At 75.0% G+C, this 24,405-nt stretch carries 19 protein-coding genes; 15 read left to right on the plus strand and 4 right to left on the minus strand.

All coding sequences use genetic code 11. The features are described from left to right. Nucleotides 1-178: 178 nt before the first annotated feature. From FH715_RS12025 to scpA, 10 genes are all read left to right on the plus strand, one after another. The gene (locus tag FH715_RS12025; RefSeq protein ID WP_139644301.1) at nt 179-1,195 is read left to right on the plus strand and encodes a hypothetical protein; all 1,017 of its coding nucleotides are present in this window, start codon (nt 179-181) and stop codon (nt 1,193-1,195) included. Then, nucleotides 1,192-2,310, plus strand: coding sequence for a CbiQ family ECF transporter T component (locus FH715_RS12030; protein WP_139644303.1), 1,119 nt, complete (start codon nt 1,192-1,194; stop codon nt 2,308-2,310). Before FH715_RS12025 ends, FH715_RS12030 begins: the two co-directional genes overlap by 4 nt. Then, nucleotides 2,307-3,929, plus strand: coding sequence for an ABC transporter ATP-binding protein (locus FH715_RS12035; RefSeq protein ID WP_139644305.1), 1,623 nt, complete (start codon nt 2,307-2,309; stop codon nt 3,927-3,929). Before FH715_RS12030 ends, FH715_RS12035 begins: the two co-directional genes overlap by 4 nt. Then, nucleotides 3,926-4,858 (plus strand): ECF transporter S component, encoded by a 933-nt coding sequence (locus FH715_RS12040; RefSeq protein ID WP_139644307.1) that lies wholly within the window; start codon nt 3,926-3,928, stop codon nt 4,856-4,858. Before FH715_RS12035 ends, FH715_RS12040 begins: the two co-directional genes overlap by 4 nt. After that, nucleotides 4,855-6,339, plus strand: a complete 1,485-nt coding sequence (locus FH715_RS12045; RefSeq protein ID WP_139644309.1) for a prenyltransferase/squalene oxidase repeat-containing protein — start codon at nt 4,855-4,857, stop codon at nt 6,337-6,339. The genes FH715_RS12040 and FH715_RS12045 overlap by 4 nt, the downstream gene beginning before the upstream one ends. 91 nt (nt 6,340-6,430) lie before the next feature. Further along, nucleotides 6,431-6,928: a DUF4430 domain-containing protein gene (locus FH715_RS12050; protein ID WP_139644311.1), complete on the plus strand. Its 498-nt coding sequence runs from the start codon at nt 6,431-6,433 to the stop codon at nt 6,926-6,928. 729 nt (nt 6,929-7,657) lie between these two features. Beyond that, nucleotides 7,658-8,668, plus strand: coding sequence for a non-homologous end-joining DNA ligase (ligD, locus tag FH715_RS12055; RefSeq protein WP_246108706.1), 1,011 nt, complete (start codon nt 7,658-7,660; stop codon nt 8,666-8,668). A 33-nt stretch (nt 8,669-8,701) separates the two neighbouring features. Next, nucleotides 8,702-9,340, plus strand: coding sequence for a nucleoside/nucleotide kinase family protein (locus tag FH715_RS12060; protein ID WP_139644312.1), 639 nt, complete (start codon nt 8,702-8,704; stop codon nt 9,338-9,340). Nucleotides 9,341-9,476: 136 nt separating this feature from the next. Next, the gene (locus FH715_RS12065; RefSeq protein WP_139644443.1) at nt 9,477-11,339 is read left to right on the plus strand and encodes a methylmalonyl-CoA mutase family protein; all 1,863 of its coding nucleotides are present in this window, start codon (nt 9,477-9,479) and stop codon (nt 11,337-11,339) included. Further along, nucleotides 11,339-13,531, plus strand: a complete 2,193-nt coding sequence (gene scpA / locus FH715_RS12070; protein ID WP_139644315.1) for a methylmalonyl-CoA mutase — start codon at nt 11,339-11,341, stop codon at nt 13,529-13,531. The genes FH715_RS12065 and scpA overlap by 1 nt, the downstream gene beginning before the upstream one ends. Before the next feature lie 436 nt (nt 13,532-13,967). Here the strand turns inward: scpA and FH715_RS12075 are convergent, their stop codons facing one another. Beyond that, nucleotides 13,968-15,986: a glycoside hydrolase family 31 protein gene (locus FH715_RS12075; RefSeq protein ID WP_139644317.1), complete on the minus strand. Its 2,019-nt coding sequence runs from the start codon at nt 15,984-15,986 to the stop codon at nt 13,968-13,970. Between the two features lie 134 nt (nt 15,987-16,120). Between FH715_RS12075 and FH715_RS12080 the strand changes: the two genes are divergently transcribed. Beyond that, nucleotides 16,121-17,443, plus strand: a complete 1,323-nt coding sequence (locus tag FH715_RS12080) for a hemolysin family protein (protein ID WP_139644320.1) — start codon at nt 16,121-16,123, stop codon at nt 17,441-17,443. Beyond that, on the plus strand, nt 17,440-18,465 hold the full coding sequence (locus FH715_RS12085) for a hemolysin family protein (protein ID WP_139644321.1): 1,026 nt from the start codon (nt 17,440-17,442) through the stop codon (nt 18,463-18,465). The genes FH715_RS12080 and FH715_RS12085 overlap by 4 nt, the downstream gene beginning before the upstream one ends. A 324-nt stretch (nt 18,466-18,789) precedes the next feature. Here the strand turns inward: FH715_RS12085 and FH715_RS28210 are convergent, their stop codons facing one another. Continuing rightward, entirely contained in the window at nt 18,790-18,951 is a 162-nt protein-coding gene (locus FH715_RS28210; RefSeq protein WP_170184708.1) for a hypothetical protein, read from the minus strand. A 189-nt stretch (nt 18,952-19,140) separates the two neighbouring features. Between FH715_RS28210 and FH715_RS12090 the strand changes: the two genes are divergently transcribed. Then, nucleotides 19,141-19,950, plus strand: coding sequence for an SDR family oxidoreductase (locus FH715_RS12090; protein ID WP_139644323.1), 810 nt, complete (start codon nt 19,141-19,143; stop codon nt 19,948-19,950). 34 nt (nt 19,951-19,984) lie between these two features. Here the strand turns inward: FH715_RS12090 and FH715_RS12095 are convergent, their stop codons facing one another. Next, nucleotides 19,985-20,368 (minus strand): DUF2267 domain-containing protein, encoded by a 384-nt coding sequence (locus FH715_RS12095; RefSeq protein ID WP_139644325.1) that lies wholly within the window; start codon nt 20,366-20,368, stop codon nt 19,985-19,987. A gap of 291 nt (nt 20,369-20,659) precedes the next feature. Here FH715_RS12095 and FH715_RS12100 point away from each other — a divergent pair, with 291 nt between their 5' ends. Continuing rightward, the gene (locus FH715_RS12100; protein ID WP_139644327.1) at nt 20,660-21,520 is read left to right on the plus strand and encodes a SigB/SigF/SigG family RNA polymerase sigma factor; all 861 of its coding nucleotides are present in this window, start codon (nt 20,660-20,662) and stop codon (nt 21,518-21,520) included. Nucleotides 21,521-21,642: 122 nt separating this feature from the next. After that, nucleotides 21,643-22,659: a glycosyltransferase family 9 protein gene (locus tag FH715_RS12105; protein ID WP_139644329.1), complete on the plus strand. Its 1,017-nt coding sequence runs from the start codon at nt 21,643-21,645 to the stop codon at nt 22,657-22,659. Nucleotides 22,660-22,785: 126 nt separating this feature from the next. On the opposite strand, the gene FH715_RS12110 is transcribed toward FH715_RS12105, so the two are convergent. Next, nucleotides 22,786-24,102 carry an NAD(P)/FAD-dependent oxidoreductase gene (locus FH715_RS12110; protein WP_139644331.1) on the minus strand — a complete coding sequence of 439 codons (1,317 nt, stop codon included), beginning with the start codon at nt 24,100-24,102 and terminating at the stop codon, nt 22,786-22,788. Nucleotides 24,103-24,405 lie beyond the last annotated feature (303 nt).

Raw genomic sequence — 24,405 nt, forward strand, 5'->3', positions numbered from 1 at the left:
TCGGATCGCCCGGCCGCCGCGTGGTTTCCACTTCTCACTGTCATGGTTCGCAGCGTGGAGTCCACAGCCCCCGGCTGGCCGACCCCCGCCGCTCGCGTCGCGCGTGCGCCGGGGTTTCTCATGTCCGGGCGTGCGTCGGGGCTTCGTGCCTCGGGCCTGGGAAAGGTCAGGTCCCTCGATGGCACGCCGTTCGGTCGGCTCGGCCGCGCTCGGTGCGCTGCTGGCGCTGCTGGCCGCCCTGTTGGCCCCGCTCTCGCCCGCCTCCGCCGCCCCCGGGCTGGCCAGGCCGGCCGCCGGCTCCGCCGGTTTCTGCCCGGACGCCTCGGGCGTGACCGTCGTCGTCGACTTCCGTGAGCTGGGCGGCGGACGGGTGGTGCGCTGCGCGCACGGGCCGCAGGCGGACGGGCTCGCGGCACTGCGCAACGCGGGCTTCACCGTGGCCGGGACCAACCGTTGGGGCGACGCGTTCATCTGCCGCATCAACGGCCGCCCCGGCGTGGACAGCGAGCCGTGCGTGGACACCCCGCCGTCGACGGCCTACTGGTCGTACTGGCACGCGGGCGACGGCGAGAACTGGACCTACAGCCAGCGCGGCGCGACCTACCGCACCCCGCCGGAGGGCAGCTTCGACGGCTGGTCGTTCTCGTTGAACCAGGAGGAGGGCTCGGCCCCCGCCCCGGGGCTGGCCGCGCGGCGGCCCTCGGACGGCGGGGGTTCCGACGGCCCCGGAGGCGCGGGTGGCGACCAGGGCGGCGCGGGCGGCGACAGCGGCGGGCCGGGCGCGGGCGCGGATCCCGGCGGCGCGGCGGGCGGCGGCTCCTCGCCCGGCGGCCCGGGGGACGCGGGCGAGCTGCCTCCGGACGCGGAGAGCGACGTGGAGGACGAGGAACGCGAGGAGGAGGCCGAGGAGGAGCCGGACGAGGAGCCGGACGAGGACGTCGACGACGACCGGTCGGCCGAGGCGGCGCCGCTGCCGACCGAGGACGCCGAATGGAGCGGCACCGACGAGGAGTTCGAGGAGCAGTCGGCCGCGCGCGACGACTCGGGCGGCCCCTCCGCCGGCACCGTCGCCACCCTGGGTCTGCTGGTGGCGCTGCTGGGCGCCGGCGGACTGACCGCCTGGCGGCGGCGTCGCGCCGCCGCCGCGAGCACCGCCGGCGCGGGCGCCGACGAGCGACCGGCCGATGAACGGTGACGGCGACCGTGCCGGGCGTCCGGCGCGGCGCCGGGCCGCTGCCCCGGGCGCTGCACCCGGGCGCCTGGTGGCTGTGGGCGCTCTGCCTTGCCGTGGTCGCCAGCCGCACCACCAACCCGCTGCTGCTGGCCTGTCTGATCGCGGTGGCCGGACTTGTGGTGGCGCGCCGCAGGGGGGACGCGCCGTGGGCGCTGTCGTTCCGGATGTATCTGCTGTTCGGCGCGGTGATCGTGGTGGTGCGCGTCCTCTTCCGGATCGTCTTCGGCGGCGGGGGCGGCGAGACGGTGTTGGTGAACCTGCCGGAGATCCCGCTGCCCGAAGCGGCGGCCGGCATCCGGCTGCTGGGCCCGGTGGCGGCCGAGGAGGTGCTCGGTGGCGCGTATGACGGGCTGCGGCTGGCGGCCATGGTGATCTGCGTCGGCGCGGCCAACGCGCTGGCCAACCCGAAGCGGCTGCTGAAGACCCTGCCGGGCGCGCTGCACGAGATCGGCACCTCGGTGGTGGTGGCGCTGAGCGTGGCGCCCCAACTGGTGGAGAGCGTCGGCCGGGTGCGCCGCGCCCGGCGGCTGCGCGGCGGCGTCGGCAGGGGGCGGCGCGCGGTGCGCGGCATCCTGATCCCGGTGCTGGAGGACGCGTTGAGCCGTTCGCTGGCGCTGGCCGCGGCGATGTCCTCGCGCGGCTACGGGCGCACCGGCGCGGTGGCCGGCGGACGGCGCGCGCTGGTGGGGACGCTGGTGATCGGCGGGCTGCTGGGGGTGTGCGCGGGGCTCTACGGGCTGCTGGACGGCTCGGCGCCGCCGGCCCTGGGGCTGCCGCTGCTACTGGGCGGGCTTGCCGTCGCGGTGGCCGGACTGGCGGCCGGCGGCCGGCGGGTGCGGCGCACCGGCTACCGGCCCGACCGCTGGCGCGGCGCCGAACTCCTCACCGTGGGCAGCGGGTTGGCCGCGGCCCTGGTGATGCACCTGGCGACGGAGATCGACCCGGCGGACATCTACCCGTCGTTGACGCCGCTGAGCTGGCCCGAGGTCTCCGCGCTGCCGCTGGCGGCGATCCTGCTGGGCCTGCTGCCCGGCTATCTCACCCCGCCCCCGCCGACCTCGGAGGTGCCGGCGTGATCGAGTTCGACGAGGTCACCTTCCACTACCCGGACACGCCCCGGCCCGCGCTGCGCGACGTGCGGCTGTCTCTGCCCGAGGGCGAGCTGTGCCTGGTCGCCGGGCGCACCGGTGTCGGCAAGTCGACGCTGCTGGGCGCGGTCAACGGGCTGGTGCCCCGGTTCACCGGCGGCCGGCTGGCGGGGCGGGTGACGGTGGCGGGCCAGTCGACGGAGGAACGCCCGCCGCAGGAGTTCGCCTCGCTCGTCGGCGTGGTGGGGCAGGACCCGCTCGCCGGCTTTGTCACCGACACCGTCGAGGAGGAACTGGCCTACGCGATGGAGCAGTTGGCCGTTCCGCCCGAGGTGATGCGCAAGCGGGTGGAGGAGACCCTGGACCTGCTGGGCATCGCCGAGCTGCGGCACCGGGCGCTGCGCACCCTCTCCGGCGGTCAGCAGCAGCGGGTCGCGATCGGCTCGGTGTTCACCACCCACCCGCAGGTGCTGGTGCTGGACGAGCCGACCTCGGCGCTGGACCCCACGGCCGCCGAGGAGGTGCTGTCCGCCGTGCTGCGGCTGGTGCACGACCTGGGCACCACGGTGCTGATCGCCGAGCACCGGATGGAGCGGGTCCTCCAGTACGCGGACCGGCTGCTGTATCTCCCGGGCGACGGCACGGTCCGCGACGGCCCCCCGCGGGAGCTGCTGCCGGAGATGGATGTCGCGCCGCCCGTCGTGGAGTTGGGCCGGGTCGCCGGGTGGAGCCCGCCGCCGCTGTCGGTGCGGGACGCGCGGCGGCACGCGCCCGCGCTGCGCCGCCGGCTCGCCGAGCGCCCGCCGCCCCCGCCCGCCGCGCGGCCCGCCGCGCCGGCGGCGCTGGTGGCGAAGGGCGTCAGCGTCGCCTACGGCCGGAAGGTCGCGGTGCGCGAGGTGGACCTCGACCTGTTCGGCGGCGAGGTGACCGCGCTGATGGGGCGGAACGGCGCCGGCAAGTCCTCGCTGCTGTGGGCGCTCCAGGGATCGGGCCCCCGCCGCGCGGGCACCCTGCGCGTGGGGGGCGAGGACCCGGGCGAACGGGAGCCGGCGGAGGCCAGAAAGCTGGTCGGACTCGTTCCGCAGAGCGCCGCCGACCTGCTCTACCTCCAGACGGTCGCCGCCGAGTGCGCGCAGGCGGACACCGAGTCCTCCGCCGAACCGGGGCGCTGCCGCGCCCTGTTGGACCGGATGGCGCCCGGCATCGGAGACGCCGCCCATCCGCGCGACCTCTCCGAGGGGCAGCGTCTCGCGCTGGTGCTCGCCATCCAACTCACCTCCGAGCCCGAGGTGTTGCTGCTGGACGAGCCGACCAGGGGACTGGACTACGACGCCAAGCGGGCGTTCGGCGCGCTGGTGCGCGAGCTGACCGCCGACGGCCGCCGCACGGTGATGATCGCCACCCACGACGTGGAGTTCGTCGCCGCCACCGCTGACCGGGTGGTGGTGCTGGCCGACGGCGACCTGGTGGCGGACGGCCCGACGGCCGAAGTGGTCTGCTCCTCCCCCTCGTTCGCCCCCCAGGTCGCCAAGGTGCTGCGGCCCGAGCCGTGGCTGACGGCCGATCAGGTGAGGCGCTCGTTGGCCGGATCGGCGGTGGCGCCGTGAGCCGTCTCGAACTCCCGGGCCACGCCACGGCGTTGCGGGTCGGCCCGCGCGCCGCCCTGGTGCTGGCGCTGGCCAGCCTGATCGGGCTCGCCATGTTCTGCTGGCCGCTGCTGGTGCCACCGGACCCGCAGCCCGTGGCCCACGCCGACCAGGCGCCGCTGCTCTTCGTGCTGCTGCTGCCGGTGATCCTCGCCGTGGTGCTGGCGGAGATCTCCGAGGGCGGCATCGACCCCAAGACCCTCGCGCTGCTCGGCGTGCTGGCCGCCGTCAACGCGGCGCTGCGCCCGCTGGGCGCCGGCACGGCCGGCATCGAGACGGTCTTCTTCCTGCTGGTGCTCGCCGGGCGGGTCTTCGGGCCGGGCTTCGGCTTCGCCCTGGGCACCGTCTCGCTCTTCGCCTCCGCGCTGCTGACCGCCGGCATCGGACCCTGGCTGCCGTTCCAGATGATGGCGGCCGGCTGGGTCGGCCTGGGCGCCGGGCTGCTGCCCCGCCGGGTCACCGGCCGCGCCGAGATCGCGCTGCTCGCCGGGTACGGGGTGGTCAGCGCCTACGCGTTCGGCTTCTTCATGAACCTGTGGTTCTGGCCGTTCGCCGTCGACGACGGCACGCAGCTGTCGATGGACCCCGAGGCCGGGCCGCTGACCAACCTCCGCACGTTCGCCCTCTACACGCTCGCCACCTCCAGCCTCGGCTGGGACACCGGCCGCGCCCTGACCAACGCGGCGGCGATCGCCGTGCTGGGCCCGGCGGTCCTGGTGACGCTGCGCCGGGCCGCGCGGCGCGCCGCGTTCGACGCGCCCGTCTCGTTCGTCCCACCGAAGCCCGCCCGGGGGCCCGCCCCCGCGCACACTCCGAAGACCGTCGCCCGGCCGGTCCCCGACCGGGCGCCGAGTACCGCATCCCCGCAGAAGGAACGTGAACGCCCATGACCCACACCGTCGTTGACCAGGAGACCGGGAGCCGGCGCGGCAGACCGTGGCGCCGCGCCGCGGCGCTGGCCTCCGGGGCCGTGCTGACGGGCGCGCTGCTGGCGCCCGTCGCCGCCGTGGCCGACGCGCCGCCCGAGCTGAACGCACCCGCCGAGGCGGCGGCGGCCTGGTCGGTCGAGCAGCTCACCGACGGCACCCACGCCTCGGAGGACCACGGGCTGACCGCCGACCTGGTGATGGGCTTCGCCGCCAGCGGCACCGCGGGCGACGCGGCCGACCGCGCCACCGACTGGCTCGCCGCCCACGCCGCCGACTACGCCCGGCGCGGCGGCGCCGACGCGGTCAACGCGGGCGGCACCGCCAAGCTGGCGCTGGTCGCCTCCATCCAGCACCGCGACCCGGGCGACTTCGGCGGCCTGGACCTCACCGGGATGCTGCGGGAGCGGATGAACGAGGACGGCCGCTTCACCGACGCGGCACCCACCGGCGACATGTCCAACCAGTTCAGCCAGTCCCTCGCGGTGCTGGCGCTGCGCCGCAGCGGCGAACTCCCCGACCTGGCGGTCGACTTCCTGGCCTCGACCCGCTGCGAGACCGGCGGCTTCCCGCTGTCGCTCAGCCGCAACCCGGACCGCTGCAACGCCGACACCGACTCCACCGGCATGGCCGTGCAGGCCCTGGTGGACGCCGGCCAGGGCGCCGAAGCGAAGCCCGCGCTGGACTGGCTGGAGGGCCAGCAGCAGGAGAACGGCGGCTTCGGCTACAACACCAGCAGCGCGCCCAACTCCAACTCCACCGCGCTGGCCGTGCAGGCCCTGCTCGCCGGCGGTCGCGACCAGGCGGCGGCCGACGGCCTGGCCTGGCTGCGCACCCTCCAGGCCGGCTGCGCCGCGCCCGCCGCCGACCGGGGCGGCGTCGGCTACATGGACCCGGTCATCGACGGGATGGCGCTGCGCGCCACCGCCCAGGTCATACCGGCGCTGGCCGAGGTGCCGCTGGGCGAGATCGACGGCGCGAACGCCTCCCCCGCGCCCGGCGTGATCGACTGCGCCCCCGACGACGGCTCGGGCGGCGGCACCCAGGGCTCGGCAGAGGGCACGGACGCCGGCGCGGACGCCGGCGCCGACGCCGGCGGTTCCAGCGGCGGCCCGTCGGGCGGCGACTCCGGAGGCTCCGACGGAGGCGCCGACGGGAGCACGGACGGCGGCGCCGGCGGCGACGCGGACGGCGACCTGCCCCCGGGCGGCGACCCCAACGAGCCGGGCCCGGCGTCCACCTCGGGCGACCTCTCGGACGGCGGCAGCACCTTCGGCGACTCCGACGGCTCCGACGGCGGCCTCGCCACCGGCGGCGCGGGCGGCGGCAACCTGGCCAGCACCGGCACCTCGGCGCTGCCGCTCGCCGGCTGGGCCGCCGCGCTGCTGGCCGGCGGCGCCGCGCTGTGGGCGGTGGCCCGCCACCGGCGCAGCCGCGCGAGCTGAGCGCTCCCGCCCCACCCGAGCACCCCCCTTCCCGCCTTCCTGTTCCACGGCTTCCTGTTCCACGCCTTCCGCGCACGAGGAGAGATCACCCATGTCCCGTTCCCACACCGCCCGCAGACGCACGCTCGCCGTCACCGCCGCCCTGGGCCTGGCCCTGCTCGCGACGGCGCCCGCCGCTCAGGCCGACGGCGGGGTGTCCGCCGCGGCGGAGATCGCCGTCTCGCTGACCGTCACCGGCCCGGACGGCGTGCTCTTCGACGGCGACGTCTCCACCGACGGCCATGTCGTCAGCCCGGCCACCGGCGGCGCCCAGCTCTGCGACGGCACCAACAACGGCGCCAACGCCACCCCCGGCGCGACGCCGACGGCCGCGCTGGACGACGCGGCGACGGCCAACGGCTTCGACTGGGACGGCGTCTGGTACACGTCCTTCGACGACTACCTGGTGACCACGATCGACGGCCAGAGCCAGACCGCCGACGACTTCTGGCTGATCTCCGTCAACGGAACGGCGACCCCGGTCGGCGGCTGCCAGTTCCAGCTGAGCGCGGGCGACCAGGTGGACTTCGCCTGGACCCCCATCGGCTGACCACCCGCCCGGACCAGCCGGTCCCGTGGTCGACCACGTTCCCCGCACCCCCGAGCCGCCCACCGGCGTCGATGGGGCGCGGGGAACGGCGCGAGCGACCGGCCACCGGGCTCACGCCGACAACCCACCCAGGCCACGCACGTGAGCTGTCGACGCACCCTCGCCACGGATGCACCGCGCAGTTCCCCGCGCCCCTCAGGCCGCCACCGACCTCGCGTGAACCCACACCTGACCGACCACGCCCACCCCCACCAGGGGCGCGGGGAACGGCGCGAGCGACCCAATGCCGGGCTCACGCCGACAACCCACCCAGGCCACGCACGTGCATAGTCGGCCAACCCCCGCCACCCAGCATTCGCGCAGTTCCCCGCGCCCCCAAGCAGGCCGCCACCTGCCGAAGCTGAACCCACACCTGACCGACCACGCCCACCCCCACCAGGGGCGCGGGGAACTGCGCGAGCGACCCAATGCCGGGCTCACGCCGACAACCCACCCAGGCCACGCACGTGCATAGTCGGCCAACCCCCGCCACCCAGCATTCGCGCAGTTCCCCGGGCCCCCAAGCAGGCCGCCACCTGCCGAAGCTGAACCCACACCTGACCGACCACGCCCACCACACCAGGGGCGCGGGGAACTGCGCGAGCAACCACCCACCGGGCCGGGGACGACACCCCAGCCCGGCCGGCAAGGCCGGTGGTGGATGGGGCGTCGCCCGCGTGTACTGGAGGGGTGACCAAGGAAACCGAGCCGCCCCCCGCCGTGCCCGACGCCGTCGCGCCGATGCTGGCGGTCGACGGCCGGCCGCCGGCCGGCGCGCGGTGGGCCTACGAGTGGAAGTGGGACGGCTACCGCTGCTGCCTGCGGGTCGCGGCCGACGGGCAGACGCGGCTGACCAGCCGCAACGGCAACGACCTCACCCCGACCTACCCCGAGCTGACCCAGGCGGGCCCCGGCCCGCTGGCCGGCCGCAGCGCCGTGCTCGACGGCGAGATCGTGGCGCTCGGCCCGAACGGCGGCCCCGACTTCGGCCGGCTGCAACGCCGCCACCAGCGGCGCCACCCGGGCCGCGCGCTGCTGGCCGAGGTGCCGGTGGTCTTCTTCGCGTTCGACCTGCTGCTCCTCGACGGCGAGCGGCTGCTGGACCTGCCCTACCGCCGGCGCCGCGCGGCGCTGGAGGCGCTGCCGACCGACCCGGCGGGGCGGATCGCGGTGCCGCCCTCGCACCCGGGCGCCGAGGCCGACCCCGAGGAGCTGCTGCGGGTCGCGGAGGCGCACGGGCTGGAGGGGCTGATGTCCAAGCGGCTCGACGCCCCCTACCAGCCGGGCCGCCGCTCCCCCCGCTGGGTGAAGACGCCGCTGGTGCGCACGGTCGAGGTGGTCGTCGGCGGCTGGCAGCCGGGCTCCGGTCACCGTGCGGGAACCGTCGGGTCACTGCTGGTCGGCGCGTTCGACGAGGACGGGCTGCTGCGTTACGTCGGTCACGTGGGCAGCGGCTTCAGCGAGGCGGTGCTGGCCGATCTGGGCGTCAGGCTGGCGGGGCTGTCCCGCGCGGACAGCCCGTTCGCCGAACGGCTGCCGACCGCGCGGACCCGGGTGGCGCGCTGGGTGGAGCCCCGGCTGGTCGGCGAGGTGGCCTTCCGCGCCTGGACACGCGAGGGGCGCCTGCGGCAGCCCTCGTGGCGCGGGGCGCGCCCCGACCGCGATCCGGCCGCCGCGAGGTTGCCCGAAAGACCGTACTGACGAGCGAACGCTCATTAACTTACGCTGATGCCCATGGATTCCACCTCACTGGCCGAGGAGACCCGGGCGCTCGTGCCGGAGCGCGGCCGGGCCGTGCTCGGCCTGGCCGGCCCGCCGGCGGCCGGGAAGTCGACGCTGGCCAGATCGCTGGTGGCGGCGCTCGGCAACGTGGCGGCCTATGTGCCGTTGGACGGTTTCCATCTCTCCAACGCCCAGCTCGACCGGCTCGGGCTGCGCTCCCGCAAGGGCTCCGAGCCCAGCTTCGACGCGTACGGCTACGCGGCACTGCTGGCCAGGCTGGTGGCGGCGGCCGGCCGGGAGGCGGTCTACGTGCCGGACTTCGACCGCGCGCTGGACGAGCCGGTGGCGGCCCGCCACGTGGTACCGGCCGAGGCGCGGCTGGTGGTGACCGAGGGGAACTACCTGGCGCTGGACGCCCCCGGCTGGCGCGAGGCGCGGGCGTGGATGGACCGGCTCTGGTACGTGGACGCCCCGGAGGCGCTGCGCGACGCGCGGCTGGTGGACCGTCACCGCCACCACGGCCGTTCCTCGGTGGCGACCCGCGCCTGGATCGACGACAACGACCTGCCCAACTCCCTGCTGGTGGCCGCCTCGCGAGCCCGCTGCGACCGCGAGGTGCCGCCCGAGGCCCTCGGCCTGGCGCCCCCGTGACCCGACGAAGACCGCGCCGGGGCATCCTCGTACCGGCCCGAGAAGCCCGTTCAGGAACTCTTTAGGCCACTGGTCTGAACTCTGCGAGTGGACGCCCGTTCCCGTACCTCTCACACGAAAGCACGAAGCGATGGAGCTGACGGTACCTTCCGAGGACGACCTGACCCTGGCCGCCGGCTTCCCCGCCGGCGACCGTGAGCGGTGGCGTTCCCTCGCGGCCGGCGTGCTGAAGAAGGCCGGCGCGGGCGAACTCTCCGGTGAGGAGGCCGAGTCGAGGCTGTCGACACGGCTGGAGGAGGGCGTGCGCACCCTGCCGCTGTACACGGCGGAGAACGCGCCCCCCGGCGGGACCGGCTTCCCCGGCGCCGCGCCGTTCCTGCGCGGCGGACGGCCCGAGGGGCCGCTGATGGGCGGCTGGGAGATCCGGCAGCACCACGCGCAGCCGGTGGCCGCGAAGTTGAACGAGGCTCTCCGCACCGACCTGGAACTCGGTGTGGCGGCGCTGTGGGTGGCGGTCGGCGACGGCGGGGTGCCGGTGGCGGAGCTGCCCGAGGCGCTGGACGGGGTGCTGCTGGACCTGGCGCCGGTGGTGCTGGACGCGGGCGCGGGGTACGCGGAGGCGGCGCGCGCCTTCCTCGCGCTGCTCGACGCGCGCGGCGTGGCGCCCGAGGCGGCGCTCGGGGTGCTGGGTGCCGACCCGTTGGGCGTGCGGGCGCGCACGGGCGCACGCGTGGCGCTGGACGACGCGGTGGCGCTGGCCGTGGAGTGCGCCCGCGGGTATCCGCGGATGCGGGCGCTGGTGGTGGACGGCACCCCGTTCCACGAGGCGGGCGGCTCGGCCGGGCAGGAGTTGGGGTGTTCGCTGGCGGTCGGGGTGGCGTACGTGCGGGCGCTGGTGGACGGCGGGCTGCCCGTCGAGGAGGCGCTGCGGCAGCTGGAGTTCCGTTACGCGGTGGACGCTGACCAGTTCCTGGGGATCGCGAAGCTCAGGGCGGCCCGGTGGTTGTGGGGCCGGGTGGCCGAGGTGTGCGGCGCCACGGGCGAGGCGGGGGCGCAGCGGCAGCACGCGGTGACGTCGCGGGTGATGATGGCGCGCCGCGACCCGTGGGTGAACATGCTGCGCACCACGGTGGCCGGGCTGGCCGCTGGGGTGGGCGGCGCGGACGCGGTGACGGTGCTGCCGTTCGACGAGGGGCTGGGGCAGTCGGTCGGGTTCTCGCGGCGGATCGCGCGCAACACGTCGGTGATCCTGGTCGAGGAGTCGCATCTGGGGCGGGTGGTCGATCCGGCGGGCGGCTCCTGGTATGTGGAGTCGCTGACGCGGGAGTTGGCCGAGGCGGGCTGGGCGTGGTTCCGGGAGATCGAGGCGGCCGGCGGGATGGCCGCCGCGCTGGACTCGGGGCTGGTGGAGGAACGGGTCGCCGCCACCTGGCGGGAACGGTCGCGGCGGCTGGCGACCCGGCGGGAGCCGGTCACCGGCGTCAGCGAGTTCCCCGCCCTGGACGAGGAGCCGCTGGCGCGGGAGCCGGGCCCGGAACGGCCGGGCGGCGGGCTGCCGTCGGTGCGGCGGGACGACGCGTTCGAGGCGCTGCGGGCGCGCGCGGACGCGCACCTGGCGGCGGAGGGGCGGCGGCCGAGAGTCTTCCTCGCCACGCTGGGGCCGGTCGCGGCGCACACCGGGCGGGCGACGTTCGCGGCCAACCTGTTCCAGGCCGGCGGGATCGAGCCGGTCCGCCCGGAAGGACCGGTCGACGCCGCCACGGTGGCCGGGGCGTTCGCCGAGAGCGGGGCCTCGGTGGCGTGTCTGTGCGGCGCGGACGCCGGTTACGCGGAGAGCGCGGCGGAGGTCGCCGGCGCCTTGGTGGCGGCGGGCGCGCGGCGGGTCTATCTGGCCGGGCGGCTACCGGAACCACCGGACGGCGTGGACGAGTTGGTCTTCGCCGGCGGCGACGCGGTCGCGGTGCTCCAGGCGGCGCTGGAAACGATGGGAGTGGCGTGATGAGCGAGATCCCCGACTTCTCCACCGTCGAGCTGGGCGACCCGCCGCCGGCGGGCCCCGGTCAGGATGAGGTGTGGGCGGCGACCGTCAAGGAGCGGACCGGGCACGGGGTGAACGACCTGACCTGGCACACCCCCGAGGGCATCGACGTCCAACCGCTGTACACCGACGAGGACCTGGCGGGCCTGGACTTCCTCGCCACCTACCCGGGCACCGCGCCGTTCCTGCGCGGCCCGTACCCGACGATGTACGTCAACCAGCCGTGGACCATCCGGCAGTACGCGGGCTTCTCCACGGCGCAGGAGTCCAACGCGTTCTACCGGCGCAACCTGGCGGCCGGGCAGAAGGGCCTGTCCGTCGCGTTCGACCTGCCGACCCACCGCGGCTACGACTCCGACCACCCGCGGGTGACGGGCGACGTCGGCATGGCGGGGGTGGCGATCGACTCGATCCTGGACATGCGGCAGCTCTTCGACGGCATCCCGCTGGACCGCATGTCGGTGTCGATGACCATGAACGGCGCGGTGCTGCCGGTGCTGGCGCTGTACATCGTGGCCGCCGAGGAGCAGGGCGTTCCCCGCGAGAAGCTGGCGGGGACCATCCAGAACGACATCCTCAAGGAGTTCATGGTCCGCAACACCTACATCTACCCGCCGGGCCCCTCGATGCGGATCATCTCCGACATCTTCGCGTTCACCTCCCGGCACATGCCGCGCTACAACTCGATCTCCATCTCCGGCTACCACATCCAGGAGGCCGGAGCGACCGCCGACCTGGAGCTGGCGTACACGCTGGCCGACGGCGTCGAGTATCTGCGCGCCGGTCAGGAGGCGGGTCTGGGCGTGGACACGTTCGCGCCGAGGCTGTCGTTCTTCTGGGGCATCGGCATGAACTTCTTCATGGAGATCGCCAAGCTCCGCGCGGCCCGGCTGCTGTGGGCCAGGCTGGTCGACCAGTTCGGGCCCGAGAATCCGAAGTCCCTGTCGCTGCGCACCCATTCGCAGACCTCGGGCTGGTCGTTGACCGCGCAGGACGTCTTCAACAACGTCACCCGCACGTGTGTGGAGGCGATGGCCGCCACCCAGGGCCACACCCAGTCGCTGCACACCAACGCCCTCGACGAGGCGCTGGCGTTGCCCACCGACTTCTCCGCCCGCATCGCCCGCAACACGCAGATCCTGCTGCAGCAGGAGTCCGGCACCACGCGGGTCATCGACCCGTGGGGCGGCTCGGCCTACGTGGAACGCCTCACCGCCGACCTGGCGCGCCGCGCCTGGGGCCACATCCAGGAGATCGAGCAGGCCGGCGGCATGGCCAGGGCGATCGACGCCGGCATCCCCAAGCTGCGCGTCGAGGAGGCCGCGGCCCGCACCCAGGCGCGCATCGACTCCGGGCGGCAGCCCGTCATCGGCGTCAACAAGTACCAGGTCGCCGAGGACCAGGCCATCGACGTGCTCAAGGTCGACAACACCTCGGTGCGCGCGCAACAGATCGAGAAGCTGCGGAAGTTGCGCGCCGACCGCGACGAGGCCGCCTGCCAGGACGCGCTGCGTGCCCTCACCCGCGCCGCCGAGGGCGAGGGCAACCTCCTGGAACACGCCGTCGCCGCCGCCCGCGCGCACGCCTCCGTCGGCGAGATCTCCGACGCCCTGGAGAAGGTGTACGGCCGCCACACCGGGGATGTCCGTACGATCTCCGGGGTGTACCGACACGAGGCAGGAGCCTCCTCCGCCATCGAGACCGCGCGCACCCGGGTCGACGCCTTCGCCGAGGCCGAGGGGCGCCGTCCACGCATCCTGATCGCCAAGATGGGCCAGGACGGCCACGACCGGGGACAGAAGGTCATCGCGACGGCCTTCGCCGACCTCGGCTTCGACGTCGACGTCGGCCCGCTCTTCCAGACGCCGGCCGAGGTCGCCCGGCAGGCCGTCGAGGCCGACACCCACCTCGTCGGCGTCTCCTCGCTCGCCGCCGGCCATCTGACGCTGGTGCCGGCGCTGCGCGAGGAGTTGGACGCGGCCGGCCGCGACGACATCGGCATCGTCGTCGGCGGCGTCATCCCGCCGGCCGACATCCCCGCCCTCCACGAGGCGGGCGCCGTCGCGGTCTTCCCCCCGGGAACGGTCATCCCCGAGGCGGCGCTGCGGCTGCTGGACCACCTGTCGGAGATCCTGGGCCACGAAGTGGCCTAGCGGCCGGCCCGCACCCGACCACCCGCCTTGCCGGCGCGGCACCGCAGTCGACCAACCCCCGCCACCCAGCATTCGCGCAGTTCCCCGCGCCCCCTCAGGCCGCCACCGACCAGCAGCACGGATACCAACCACACCAGCCCAAACCAACCCAGGGGCGCGGGGAACTGCGCGAGCAACCCACCACCGGGCCGCACCCGACCACCCACCTCACCAACGCGGCACCGCAGTCGACCAACCCCCGCCACCCAGCATTCACGCAGTTCCCCGCGCCCCCTCAGGCCGCCACCGACCAGCAGCACAGATACCAACCACACCAGCCCAAACCAACCCAGGGGCGCGGGGAACTGCGCGAGCAACCCACCACCGGCCCGCACCCGACCACCCGCCTTGCCGGCGCGGCACCGCAGTCGACCAACCCCCGTCGCCACGCTGTCCGTCAGGACAGCACCGCCTCGGGTCCGCGCTCCGCGCGGACATACGCGGGGAACTGGTCGATGCCGCACCGCACTTCGTGCCAGCCGGGACCGACCAGCGTCGGGCAGCCGACCAGCCCGGTCCACTCCCCCTCCGGCACCCACAGCCGCCGCGCGCCGCCCGGTTCGAGCAGCGGGGCGACCAGCACGTCCCTGCCCAGCAGATACTGGTCCCAGGCGTCCCGCGCGATCCGGTCACCGGGGTACGCCAACGGCATCGGCCACACCAGCGGCAGCCCGCCGACCGCCGACTCGGCGGAGGCCACCAGATAGCGCCGCATCCGCTGCCGCAGCCGGCAGGCGGCGATCGCGGCGGACGCGAACGGCTCGGGGTAGGCGAAGGGCTCCCGCCGCCCCATCCCGTGAAAGCGGGTCAGGGCCGAGAACGACGCCCACTGCGCCCAGCGCGCGTACAGTTCCGGGTCCACGTCGGCCTCCACCGCGTCCGGCGTCATCGTGGCACGCAGCTCCCCGGCCCTCCGGTACGACGCGGGTGTCCAGAAACCACCCGCGTCATGGGTGATGACAGAGCATCCGCTCAGCGCCATGGAGAGCACGGCACGCAGCGTGGAGACCATCCCCGACCAGGTGGACGGCAGGTCGCCGGCCCAGTGGGCCGGGTCGCGCTGCGAGCCGGCGGTCCCCGAGCGGGAGACCGCGACGAAGTCCCCGCCGCGCGCCCTGCGGCCCGCCTCGTGCACGGTGTCCTGGTAGATCAGCCCGTAGGTGTTGTGCCAGTCGGCGCCCAGATAGCCGGCGGCGAAGACCGCGTCGTCGGGGATCTCCTCTCCGAAGTCGGCGAGCACCGCCGCGTTGTGCTCGGTGCGCAGCGTGGCGGCGAGCCGTTCGCACCACCACTCGCGCGCCTCCGGGTGGGTGAAGTCGACCGGGGAGGCCGCCGCCTCGTCGGCCACGGCCACCGGCTCGCCGCGCGCGTCGCGCACCAGGTAGCCCCTGGCGGCGAGTTCCCGGCCCAGTGGGCTGTCCCGCCGCACATAGGGGTTGATCCACAGGCTGAGTCGCACCCCGCGTTCCGCGAGCCGCCGCGCCCAGCCCTCGGGGAAGCGGGAGCGGTCGGCCTCCGTCGACCAGGTGGGGTCGTCCAGCACCGACTGGTCCAGCCATTCGTCGACGTGGATCACGTCCACCGGGCAGTCGGCGCGGCGCAGTTCGTCGACGGTCTCCACCACCTCGTCGGCCGTGAAGTAGGAGCTGCGGCTCATCCACACCCCGAACGCCCACTCGGGGAGGGCGCGCGGCCGACCGGTGAGCGCCAGATAGCGGGCGAGCACGGTGGGCGCGTCGCCGGCGAGCAGGAAGAGGTCCAGGTCCTCGCCGTCGATCCGCAGCAGCAGCGCCTCCGAGTGGGTGGCGCCGATGTCGGCCACGACCTGGGCACCCGTGTGGGCGAAGAGGCCCCAGCCGGCGTCGGACCAGAGCAGCGGGATGTTGAGATAGGCCGAGTCCCGGCCGCCGTCCCGGTTCTGCTCGGTGTTGCGCAGCTCGCGCCGACGGCCGCGCAGGTTGATGCCCTGGTAGCTCTCGCCGCCGCCGTAGACCGCGGCGTCCGGCGCCAGGTGCACGGTCTCCAGCCATCCGGCGGGCTGCCCGTCGCCGGCCGGCCGGTAGCCCGCCGGATGCGGCACGGTGTCGGCCTCGGGCGTGGCGAACCGGGCGTACGTGCCGAACCGCAGCCCCTGCACCACCCCGTCCGCCACCCCCGCGTCCCAGTGGGCCCGCACCTCGGGTCCGCTGATCTCCACGCCGTCCGGCGTTCGGGTGAGGGTGGCCGGGTGTTCCTCCAGCGGCACCAGCATGGGGCTGTCGTCGTCCCGTCTCGCGGGCCTGGCCGACCGCAGCCGCAGCACGCCGGGCAGCGGAACGGTCGGCGTGACGCGCACCGTCCGCCCCGACCCGAGGGTCACCAGCAGTGCGTCGCCGTCGGCCGAGGGCTCGGCCGCGACGAAGGGGTCCACGTCCATCCGGGCGGCTCCTCGCTGCACGGGGCACGCCACGCGGTCCACCGCGCGTGGGCGCCGCGCCGAGTACCCGGGCGCGAAGCGGGCAAACGCGGAACATCCGACGGTGTGAGCCGGTCCGAGGAGAGGATGACCCGGTGACGGAAGTGGTGCTGTTGTGTGTGGCGCTGGCCCTGACGTTGGCCTGCGCGGTCTTCGTCGCCGCCGAGTTCTCGCTGACCACGGTGGAGCGTGGCCAGCTGGAGCGGGCGGCGCGCGAGGGGCAGAAGGGGGCCGCGGGCGCGGTGCGCGCCGTGCGCCAGCTGACGTTCCAGCTCTCCGGGGCGCAGCTGGGGATCACGGTGACCTCGGTGGTGATCGGGATGCTCGCCGAGCCGTCGGTGGCGCGGCTGCTGCGCGGCCCGCTGGAGGGCACCGGCCTGTCGCCTTCGCTGGCCTCCACGCTGGCCGTGGCGCTGGGCGTGGTCATCTCGACGGTGGTGCTGATGGTCGTCGGCGAGCTGGTGCCGAAGAACTGGGCGATCTCCAGGCCGGTGCCGGTCGCGCGGACCATCGCGGCCCCGCAGCGGCTCTTCACCGCCGCGTTCGCCCCGTTCATCCGGCATCTGAACGAGATGGCCAACCGGCTGGTGCGGGCGTTCGGCGTGGAGCCGACCGAGGAGCTGGCCTCGGCCCGCACCCCGCAGGAGCTGGTGGCGCTCGCCCGGCACTCGGCGGCCGAGGGCGTGCTGCCCAGGGACTCGGCCGAGCTGTTCGTGCGGACCCTGCACCTGGCGGAGCTGACGGCGGAGAACGTGATGACGCCCCGGGTCGACGTGCGGGCGCTGCCGGCGACGGCGACGGCGGCCGACGCGGCGGCGCTCACCCTGGAGACCGGCCTCTCGCGGTTCCCCGTCTACGAGAACGGCCTGGACGAGGTCGCGGGCAGCGTCCACATCAAGGACGTGCTGGCCGTCGAACGCGGCCGGCGGGCCGAGACCCCCGTGCTCGCGCTGCTGACGGACGCCGTTCTGGTGCCCGACTCCCTGCCGGTCGACCGGCTGCTGGAGCGGCTGCGCGGGACACGTTCGCTGGGCGTGGTGGTCGACGAGTACGGGGGGACGGCCGGCGTGGTCACGTTGGAGGACATCGTGGAGGAGGTCGTCGGCGAGGTGCGCGACGAGCACGACCCGGCGGAGACCCCCGACCTGGCGCGGACCGGCCCCGGCCGCTGGGAGGCGGGCGGCAGCGCCCGGCTGGACCAGTTGGCGGCGATCGGGCTGACCGTGCCCGACGGCCCCTACGAGACGGTCGCCGGGCTGCTGGCGACCGAGCTGGCGCGGATTCCGGAGGAGGGCGACACGGTGGAGGTCGACGGCTGGCGGCTGACGGTGCTGCTGACGGCCCGCCACCGCGCGGAGCGGGTGGCGGTCACCGCGCCCGAGGACGCGGCCAGGCCGCAGGGGGGTGAGCCGCGATGACCGTGCTGCAACTGACGCTGGGCGCGTTCTCCATCCTGGTCAACGCGTTCTTCGTGGGCGCCGAGTTCGCGTTGATCTCGGTCCGCAGGGACCAGATCGAGCCGCGCGCCGAGGCGGGCGAACGGGGCGCGGCGACGGTGCTGTGGGCGCTGCGCCACCTGTCGGCGATGATGGCGACGGCGCAGCTGGGGATCACGGCGATGTCGCTGGTGCTGGGCGCGGTGGCCGAGCCGGCGATGGCGCACCTGCTGGAGCCGCTCTTCGACGCGGCGCACGTGCCGCACGGGCTGGTGCACCCGATCTCGTTCGCCATCGCGCTGTCGGTGGCGACCTACGCGCACATGCTCTTCGGCGAGATGGTGCCGAAGAACATCGCGCTGGCAGCGCCGGAGCGCACGGCGCTGCTGCTGGGGCCGGCGCTGGTGGGGTTGACCCGGGCGCTGCGGCCGGTGATCTTCGGGATCAACTCGTTCGCGAACCTGCTGCTGCGGCTGCTGCGGGTGGAGCCGAGGGACGAGGTGACCTCGGTCTTCACCGAGATGGAGCTGGCCGAGATGGTCGCCGACTCCAACGCGGCCGGGCTGCTGGCCGCCGAGGAGAGCGAACGGCTGCGGGACGCACTGGAGTTGGGGAGCCGGACGGTCACCGAGATCATGGTGTCGACGGGGCGGATGGTGACGGTGGGGCACCGGGTGACCCCGCGTCAGCTGGAGTCGGCCTCGGCCACCTCCGGGTACTCGCGGATGCCGGTGACCGGTCCGGGACGCACGGTGCTGGGCTTCCTCCACGTCAAGGACGCGCTGGCCGCGCCGGACCGCGACCGGGACCGCCCGTTCCCGCGCCGCGCCCTGCACCCGGTGGTGCAGGTGCGGCTGGACACCAGGCTGGACGACGTCCTGACGGCGATGCGGGCGGCGGAGACGCATCTGGGGGCGGTGGTCAACGAACGCGGCACGCTGCTGGGCTTCGTGACGATGGAGGACGTCCTCGCGGAACTCGTCGGCCACACCTCCCGCGGCTGACCGCGAACGCCGACCCCCTCAAGGGGCGCGGGGAACTGCGCGAGCAACCCCGCGCCGGGGCGAGGACGACAACCCACCCGGGCCGGCAAGGACCGTAGTCGACCGCGCCCCGCCACCCATGCACCGCGCAGTTCCCCGCGCCCCCAAGGCCGTCACCGACCCAGCGTGTACCCGCAGCTGACCGCCGACGCCCACCACGACCAAACCAGGGGCGCGGGGAACTGCGCGAGCAACCACGCACCCGGGTGCACGCGACAACCACCCAAGCCACCCACCGGCAGAACGGGGCCGCGGGTCAGAGACCCCGAAAGCCAAGCGGCAGCGTCATTCGTCGGGGCGGTCGTCCATCCGCTCGCCCTCCGCCTGGGAGGGCGTCTGGCGGGGGTGGTCGTGGCCGCTGCGCTCCCGTTCGTCCTCGGGGTCGGCCCCGTCGGGGAGGTCCGGGTCGCGTTCCCCCTCGGCCTGGGAGGGCAGCTGATCGCTCATGGCGCGCGAGTATCCGCCCCGCCGGGGCGTAAACCAGCGCGCCCGCCACGCCCCGCGCGCCCCGGCAAGCCCCCACGCGCCGCGCTCGCACGGCCCGCGCGAGGGTAGGGAGTCAACGCGCGGGGCGCACACGAGCACGGCGAGTACGGCGAGTACGGCGAGAGCAACGGCGAGCATCGGGAGAACAGCATGAGCGAGGGCAACGAGTCGGCCGGCCGGGTCGCCGTGGTCACGGGGGCGAACTCGGGCATCGGCCGGGCGACGGCCGTCGCCCTGGCGCGGCAGGGGGTGGATGTCGGGATCGCGTGGTTCGGCGACGCGGCCGGCGCCGAGTCCGCCGCCGCCGAGGTGCGGGCCGAGGGGCGGCGGGCGGAGACCGCCGAGGTCGACCTCCGGCGGCCCGAGGAGGCCGCCGACGTCGTCGAGGAGCTGGCCGCGCGGTTCGACCGCTGGGACATCCTGGTCAACAACGCGGGCACCGGCGGCGCCCACCCGCTACTGGACGTCGAACTGCCCGAGGTCCAGCGGGTGTTGAACGTGAACCTGCTGGGTCCGCTGCTGCTCTCCCAGCGGGCGGCGCGCCGGATGATCGCCCAGGGCGAGGGCGGCGCGATCGTCAACGTCACCAGCGTGCACGAGACCCAGCCCAGGGTCGGCACGGGCCCCTACTGCGCCTCCAAGGGCGGCCTCGGGATGTTGACCTCCGTGATGGCGCTGGAGCTGGCCGAGCACGGCATCCGGGTCAACGCCGTCGCCCCCGGCGAGATCGCCACCCCGATGAACGGCTACCGGGACGTCGACGTGCACACCCTGGAGCGCCCCGGTATCCCGCTGCGGCGCCCCGGCGACGCGCGGGAGGTCGCCGAGGTGATCGCGTTCCTCGCCGGCGACCGTGCCAGCTATGTGACCGGGGCCTCCTGGCCGGTGGACGGCGGGATGCTGCGGATGGGCCCGATCGGCGCCTCCGCGCTGCCCACGGACGAGTGGCGCCACCCGTGAGCGCCCGGCCCGGTCGGGCCGGCGCCCGGCCGGGTCAGCTCAGCTCCACGTGGCCGAAGAGGTCGGCGTAGCCGGCCGGCAGCTGGCTGATCAGCTTGTTCATCTCACCGCCTGAGATCTGGTCGGCGATCACCGAGAACACGACCCTGGTGTCCTGTTCCGCGCTCTCCTCGTCCTGCTCGGTCTCCTCCGCGACCTGGACGACGAACTCCGAGACGCCCCAGGTGCGGGGCGCCGCTCCGGCACCGTCGATGATGTCGGCCAGCGGCGTCGGCAGCTGGTCGGCCAGGTGCCCGGCCGAGGCGGGCGGCAGCCGTTCGCCGAGGGTGGCGATCACGGCGTCCACGATCTGTTCGGCCTCGTCGGCGGCGTAGTCGCCGCGTTCCCTGACGGTGGCCATGAAGTCGCCATAGGTCACGGCCTTCTCCTCTCTCGCTGGGTGGTCTCCCCGGTGTTCGGATCGCTCGGCCGGGTAACCGGTAGGCGTGCCGGATAACCACCCGCCGGCCGTTTTCCCCGCGTTCCCCGCGTTCCCCGCGTTCCCTCGCGTTCTCCGGCTTTTCCCCGTGCGGGCACCGCGCTCCCCCCGCCTCCGCTTTCCCGAGATGTGGCTCGGCGTTTTCGCGTGCAGACTGAGAAACAGCGGTCTCTTCCCGTGGCGAGTTTCAGAGCGGAATCGCACGCCCACCCTCACCTGGGAGAGCATGGAATGAATACGCCAGCACGCCCCCGTAGAAAACGCCATCCGCACGACGACGCACCGGATACCAGCCGGCAGTTCCAACGCATCGCGGAACTGCCGCCCTGCCCCGAACGCGAGGCGCTGTACCGGGAAGTCGTCTGCGCCTGGATTCCGATGGCCGACCGCCTGGCCCGCACGTTCAGGGACCGGGGCGAGGCGCTTGAGGACCTGGAACAGGTGGCGGCGCTCGGACTGGTCAAGGCGGTCCACCGCTACGACCCGGGCCGGGGACGCCCGTTCGAGAGCTATGCCGTGCCCACCATCGTGGGCGAGGTGAAGCGTCACTTCAGGGACCACATGTGGGGGCTGCACGTGCCCCGCAGGACCCAGGAGTTGCGCAACCGGGTGCGGGCCTCGGCGCGGCAGCTCAGCTTCCGGCTGGACGACCGGGGGCCAAGCGTGGCGCAGCTGGCCGAGCACAGCGGCCTGACCGAGGACGAGGTCAAGACCGGCCTGGAGGCGTTGGACAGCTACAGCACGCTGTCCCTCAACGCCGAACTGCCGGGCGCCGACGGCGACTACTCGCTGCTGGACACCCTGGGCAGCCCGGAACCCGGCTTCGACCGGGTGGTGGACCGGGAGGCGGTGCGCAGCCCGCTGCGCGCGCTGCCGGAACGGGAACGGCACATTCTCTATCTGCGGTACTTCCACGGCATGACGCAGAGCAGGATCGCGGCCCAGCTGGGCATCTCGCAGATGCATGTGTCGCGGCTGCTCAACCGCGCCTGCGAGCGGGTGCGCGCGGAGATCGGCGAGACCGTTCCACCGGACACGGCGGCCACCGCCACCACGCGGCGCGAGCCGCAGACCGCCGAGGCCCGCGGGTAACGGGCCGGCGAGACCGTCGGCCGAGCGGCCGGTCACCCCCCGGAGGGGCGGCCGGCCGCTCGGTGTGGGACGGTCCGCGCCGCGCCCGTTTGCGCCGGCCCGATCGGGCAACTCGGGCGGCCATGAGCGCAGCCCCCCGCACCCTGCTGGTGCGGCTCGACGGCGCCGGCGACGTGCTGTTGACGGGCCCGGCCGTCCGGGCGGTGGCGGCCGGCTCCTCGCACACCACGCTGCTGTGCGGCCCGCGCGGCGCGGCGGCCGGCCGGCTGCTGCCCGGCGTGGACGAGGTGTGCGTCTACGACGCGCCCGAGATCTGCCTCTCGCCGCCGGGCGTGCGACGTTCCACGGTGAACGAGCTGGTGGAACGGCTGGCCGCCCGGCGCTTCGAGCGGGCCCTGGTCTTCGCCTCGCACGGGCGGAGCCCGCTGCCGGCCGCCCTGCTGCCGCGGCTGGCCGGGGTGCCGTGGGTGGCCGCCGACTGCGAGCCGGGGCCCGACCGGCTGCTCCAGCTGCGCCATCGCAGGGCGGAGCGCCGCCACGAGGCGGAGGCCGCCCTCGACCTGGCGCGGGTGGCCGGCTTCCCCCCGCCCCCGAGCGACGACGGCGCGCTCGCCGTCACCGGCCACGAGCCGGCCGAGGAACTGACCGGGCCGGCTCCGTACCTGGTGGTCCACCCCGGCGGCTCCTGGTCCTCGGCCGACGCGGAGCGGGTCGTCGCCGCGCTCGCCGAGGCCGGGCACCGGGTGATGGTGACGGGCGACGCCGACGAACGGGAGCTGACCCGGCGGGTCGCCGGCCGCCACGGCTGCGACCTGGGCGGACGCACCGGGCTGCCGCGCCTCGCCGGGGTGCTGGCCGGCGCCACCGCGCTCGTCGCCCGCTCGACCGGCCCGACCCAACTGGCGGCGGCGCTGGGCACCCCGGTGGTCTGCCTGGACACCGGCCGAAGCCTGCCCTACCGCTCGCCCCACGTGACGCTGCACGAGTCGGCGCCCCCGACGGAGCTGCTGGCGGCGCTGGCCGCGCTGCGCGATCCCCCCGGTCAGGCGGGTCCCCGCCAGGCGGATCCCGGTCAGGCGGATCCCGGTCAGGCGGATCCCGGTGAGGCGGGTCGCCGGGTGCGGCACGGCGGTGGGTGAGCCCCGGGGTGCCCCGCGCCCCGGGCGGGGGTGTGGGCGTGGTCGGTCAGGCGCCGGCCGACGCCGGCGGTAGCGGCCCTGTGAGGGGCGCGGGAACGGCCCGCCGTGCCCGGGGAACGGCCGCCGTCAGGGATGGTCGGCGCGGAAGACGCGGGCCAGCTCCGGCGAGGCCGTGTCCAGCGGGACGGAACCGGAGCGGACCATGCCCAGCTGCACCGTCTGCCGGGTCAGCACCGCGTCCAGCAGCCAGTCCGCGCCGACCCGCACGCGGTTCCCCGGCATCGACATCAGGTGGTACCCGCGGGTCACCGCCCCGGCCAGCGGGCCGGAGAGCGCCGCGCCCAGCGGGTTGGCCGCGCCCTGCACTCCGCCGAGGTCGACGGCGAAGCCCAGGTCGTGGTGCTCGTAGGGGCGTCGTTCGGCGAGGCCGAGCCGGGCCGCCACGTTGCGGGCCGCCGTCTTCCCCTGTCGCCAGGCGTGCTGCGCGGTCATGGGGGTGAACTGGCCCTCCCTGGTCAGGTCGGGCACGGCCGCCGCGTCACCGGCGGCGAAGACCTCGGGGTGGTCCGGCACGTTCAGATGGCTGTCCACCACCAGCCGGCCGCGTTCGGTGTCCAGGCCCAGGTCGGCCACGAGCGGGTCGGGGCGCACCCCGACGCACCACACCAGCGTCCTGGAGGGGACGAACTCGCCGTCGTCGAGCAGCACCCCGTCGCGGGTGGCCTCCTTGATCGACATGCCCATGCGCACGTCGACGCCTCGGCGGCGCAGCACCCGGTCCGCTGTCCCGCCGAGCCGTTCGTCCAGCTCGGGCAGGACCCGGTCGGCGATGTCCAGCAGCAGCCACCGGGGCTTGACCCACTCCCCCGGGCGTTCGGCGCGCATCACCGCGTCGGCGAACATCGCGCCCTGCGCGGCGACCTCGGTACCCGTGTAGCCGGCGCCGACGACGACGAACGTCGCCCGTGCCCTTCGCTCCTCCGGGTCGGGCTCGTGGGCCGCCATCTCCAGCTGCCGCACCACGTGGTCACGCAGGTAGAGCGCCTCCGGCAGGCCCCGGAAGCCGTGGGCGTGCTCGGCGACGCCGGGGATGGGCAACAGCCGGTTCACGCTGCCGACGGAGAGGATCAGCATGTCGTAGCCCAGCTCGCCGGGCCGGTCCTCGGGGTCGCGGTAGTGCACGGTGCGGGCGTCGAGGTCCACCCGCGTCGCCTCGCCCAGCACCAGCCGGGAGTGCGGCAGGGTCCCGGTCAGCGAGACGCTGACCCGCCGCGGCTCCAGGACCCCGGCGGCCACCTGGGGCAGCAGCGGGAGGTAGAGAAAGTAGTCGGTGGGGTTGAGCAGGACCACCTCGACGTGTCGTCGCGCGGTCCGGTTCAGGGCCCGGGCGGCCCGGTATCCGGCGAATCCCGCTCCGACGATCACCACTCGGGTCCGCTTCATGCTCCACCTCCAGGGGGCACCGACAGATGTGCCGCCGCCGAGTACCCGCCCGAGGGGCCGCCCATGCGGCCGGCGGGCGACCGAAACGCCCGGGCCGGCGGGGCCGGCCGCCACCGCGCCCGACCGGCGCGCGCCCCCGTGCGCACACGGCCGTGTGCGCGCCCGCCAACGCGCCTGGCCGCTCCGCACGTTGGCCCACTCCTCACGGAGGAGGCGCGCGTCCGGGGGTCGATCGACCCGTGCAGCCGGCTCGGGGTCCGAATCCCCCTCCGGCAGGAGGAAATTCACTCCGCGAACTGGGCA

It is taken from the genome of Streptomyces sedi, assembly GCF_006335015.1.
GTDB lineage: Bacteria > Actinomycetota > Actinomycetes > Streptomycetales > Streptomycetaceae > Streptomyces > Streptomyces sedi.

What these genes read in the sequence shown, in the direction of transcription:
- FH715_RS12025 (WP_139644301.1), top strand. Translation starts at nt 179, where the DNA reads ATGGCACGCCGTTCGGTCGGCTCGGCCGCGCTCGGTGCGCTGCTGGCG.
- FH715_RS12045 (WP_139644309.1), top strand. Translation starts at nt 4,855, where the DNA reads ATGACCCACACCGTCGTTGACCAGGAGACCGGGAGCCGGCGCGGCAGA.
- FH715_RS12050 (WP_139644311.1), top strand. Translation starts at nt 6,431, where the DNA reads ATGTCCCGTTCCCACACCGCCCGCAGACGCACGCTCGCCGTCACCGCC.
- FH715_RS12060 (WP_139644312.1), top strand. Translation starts at nt 8,702, where the DNA reads ATGGATTCCACCTCACTGGCCGAGGAGACCCGGGCGCTCGTGCCGGAG.
- scpA (WP_139644315.1), top strand. Translation starts at nt 11,339, where the DNA reads ATGAGCGAGATCCCCGACTTCTCCACCGTCGAGCTGGGCGACCCGCCG.
- FH715_RS12075 (WP_139644317.1), bottom strand. Translation starts at nt 15,986, where the DNA reads ATGGACGTGGACCCCTTCGTCGCGGCCGAGCCCTCGGCCGACGGCGAC.
- FH715_RS12085 (WP_139644321.1), top strand. Translation starts at nt 17,440, where the DNA reads ATGACCGTGCTGCAACTGACGCTGGGCGCGTTCTCCATCCTGGTCAAC.
- FH715_RS28210 (WP_170184708.1), bottom strand. Translation starts at nt 18,951, where the DNA reads ATGAGCGATCAGCTGCCCTCCCAGGCCGAGGGGGAACGCGACCCGGAC.
- FH715_RS12090 (WP_139644323.1), top strand. Translation starts at nt 19,141, where the DNA reads ATGAGCGAGGGCAACGAGTCGGCCGGCCGGGTCGCCGTGGTCACGGGG.
- FH715_RS12100 (WP_139644327.1), top strand. Translation starts at nt 20,660, where the DNA reads ATGAATACGCCAGCACGCCCCCGTAGAAAACGCCATCCGCACGACGAC.
- FH715_RS12105 (WP_139644329.1), top strand. Translation starts at nt 21,643, where the DNA reads ATGAGCGCAGCCCCCCGCACCCTGCTGGTGCGGCTCGACGGCGCCGGC.
- FH715_RS12110 (WP_139644331.1), bottom strand. Translation starts at nt 24,102, where the DNA reads ATGAAGCGGACCCGAGTGGTGATCGTCGGAGCGGGATTCGCCGGATAC.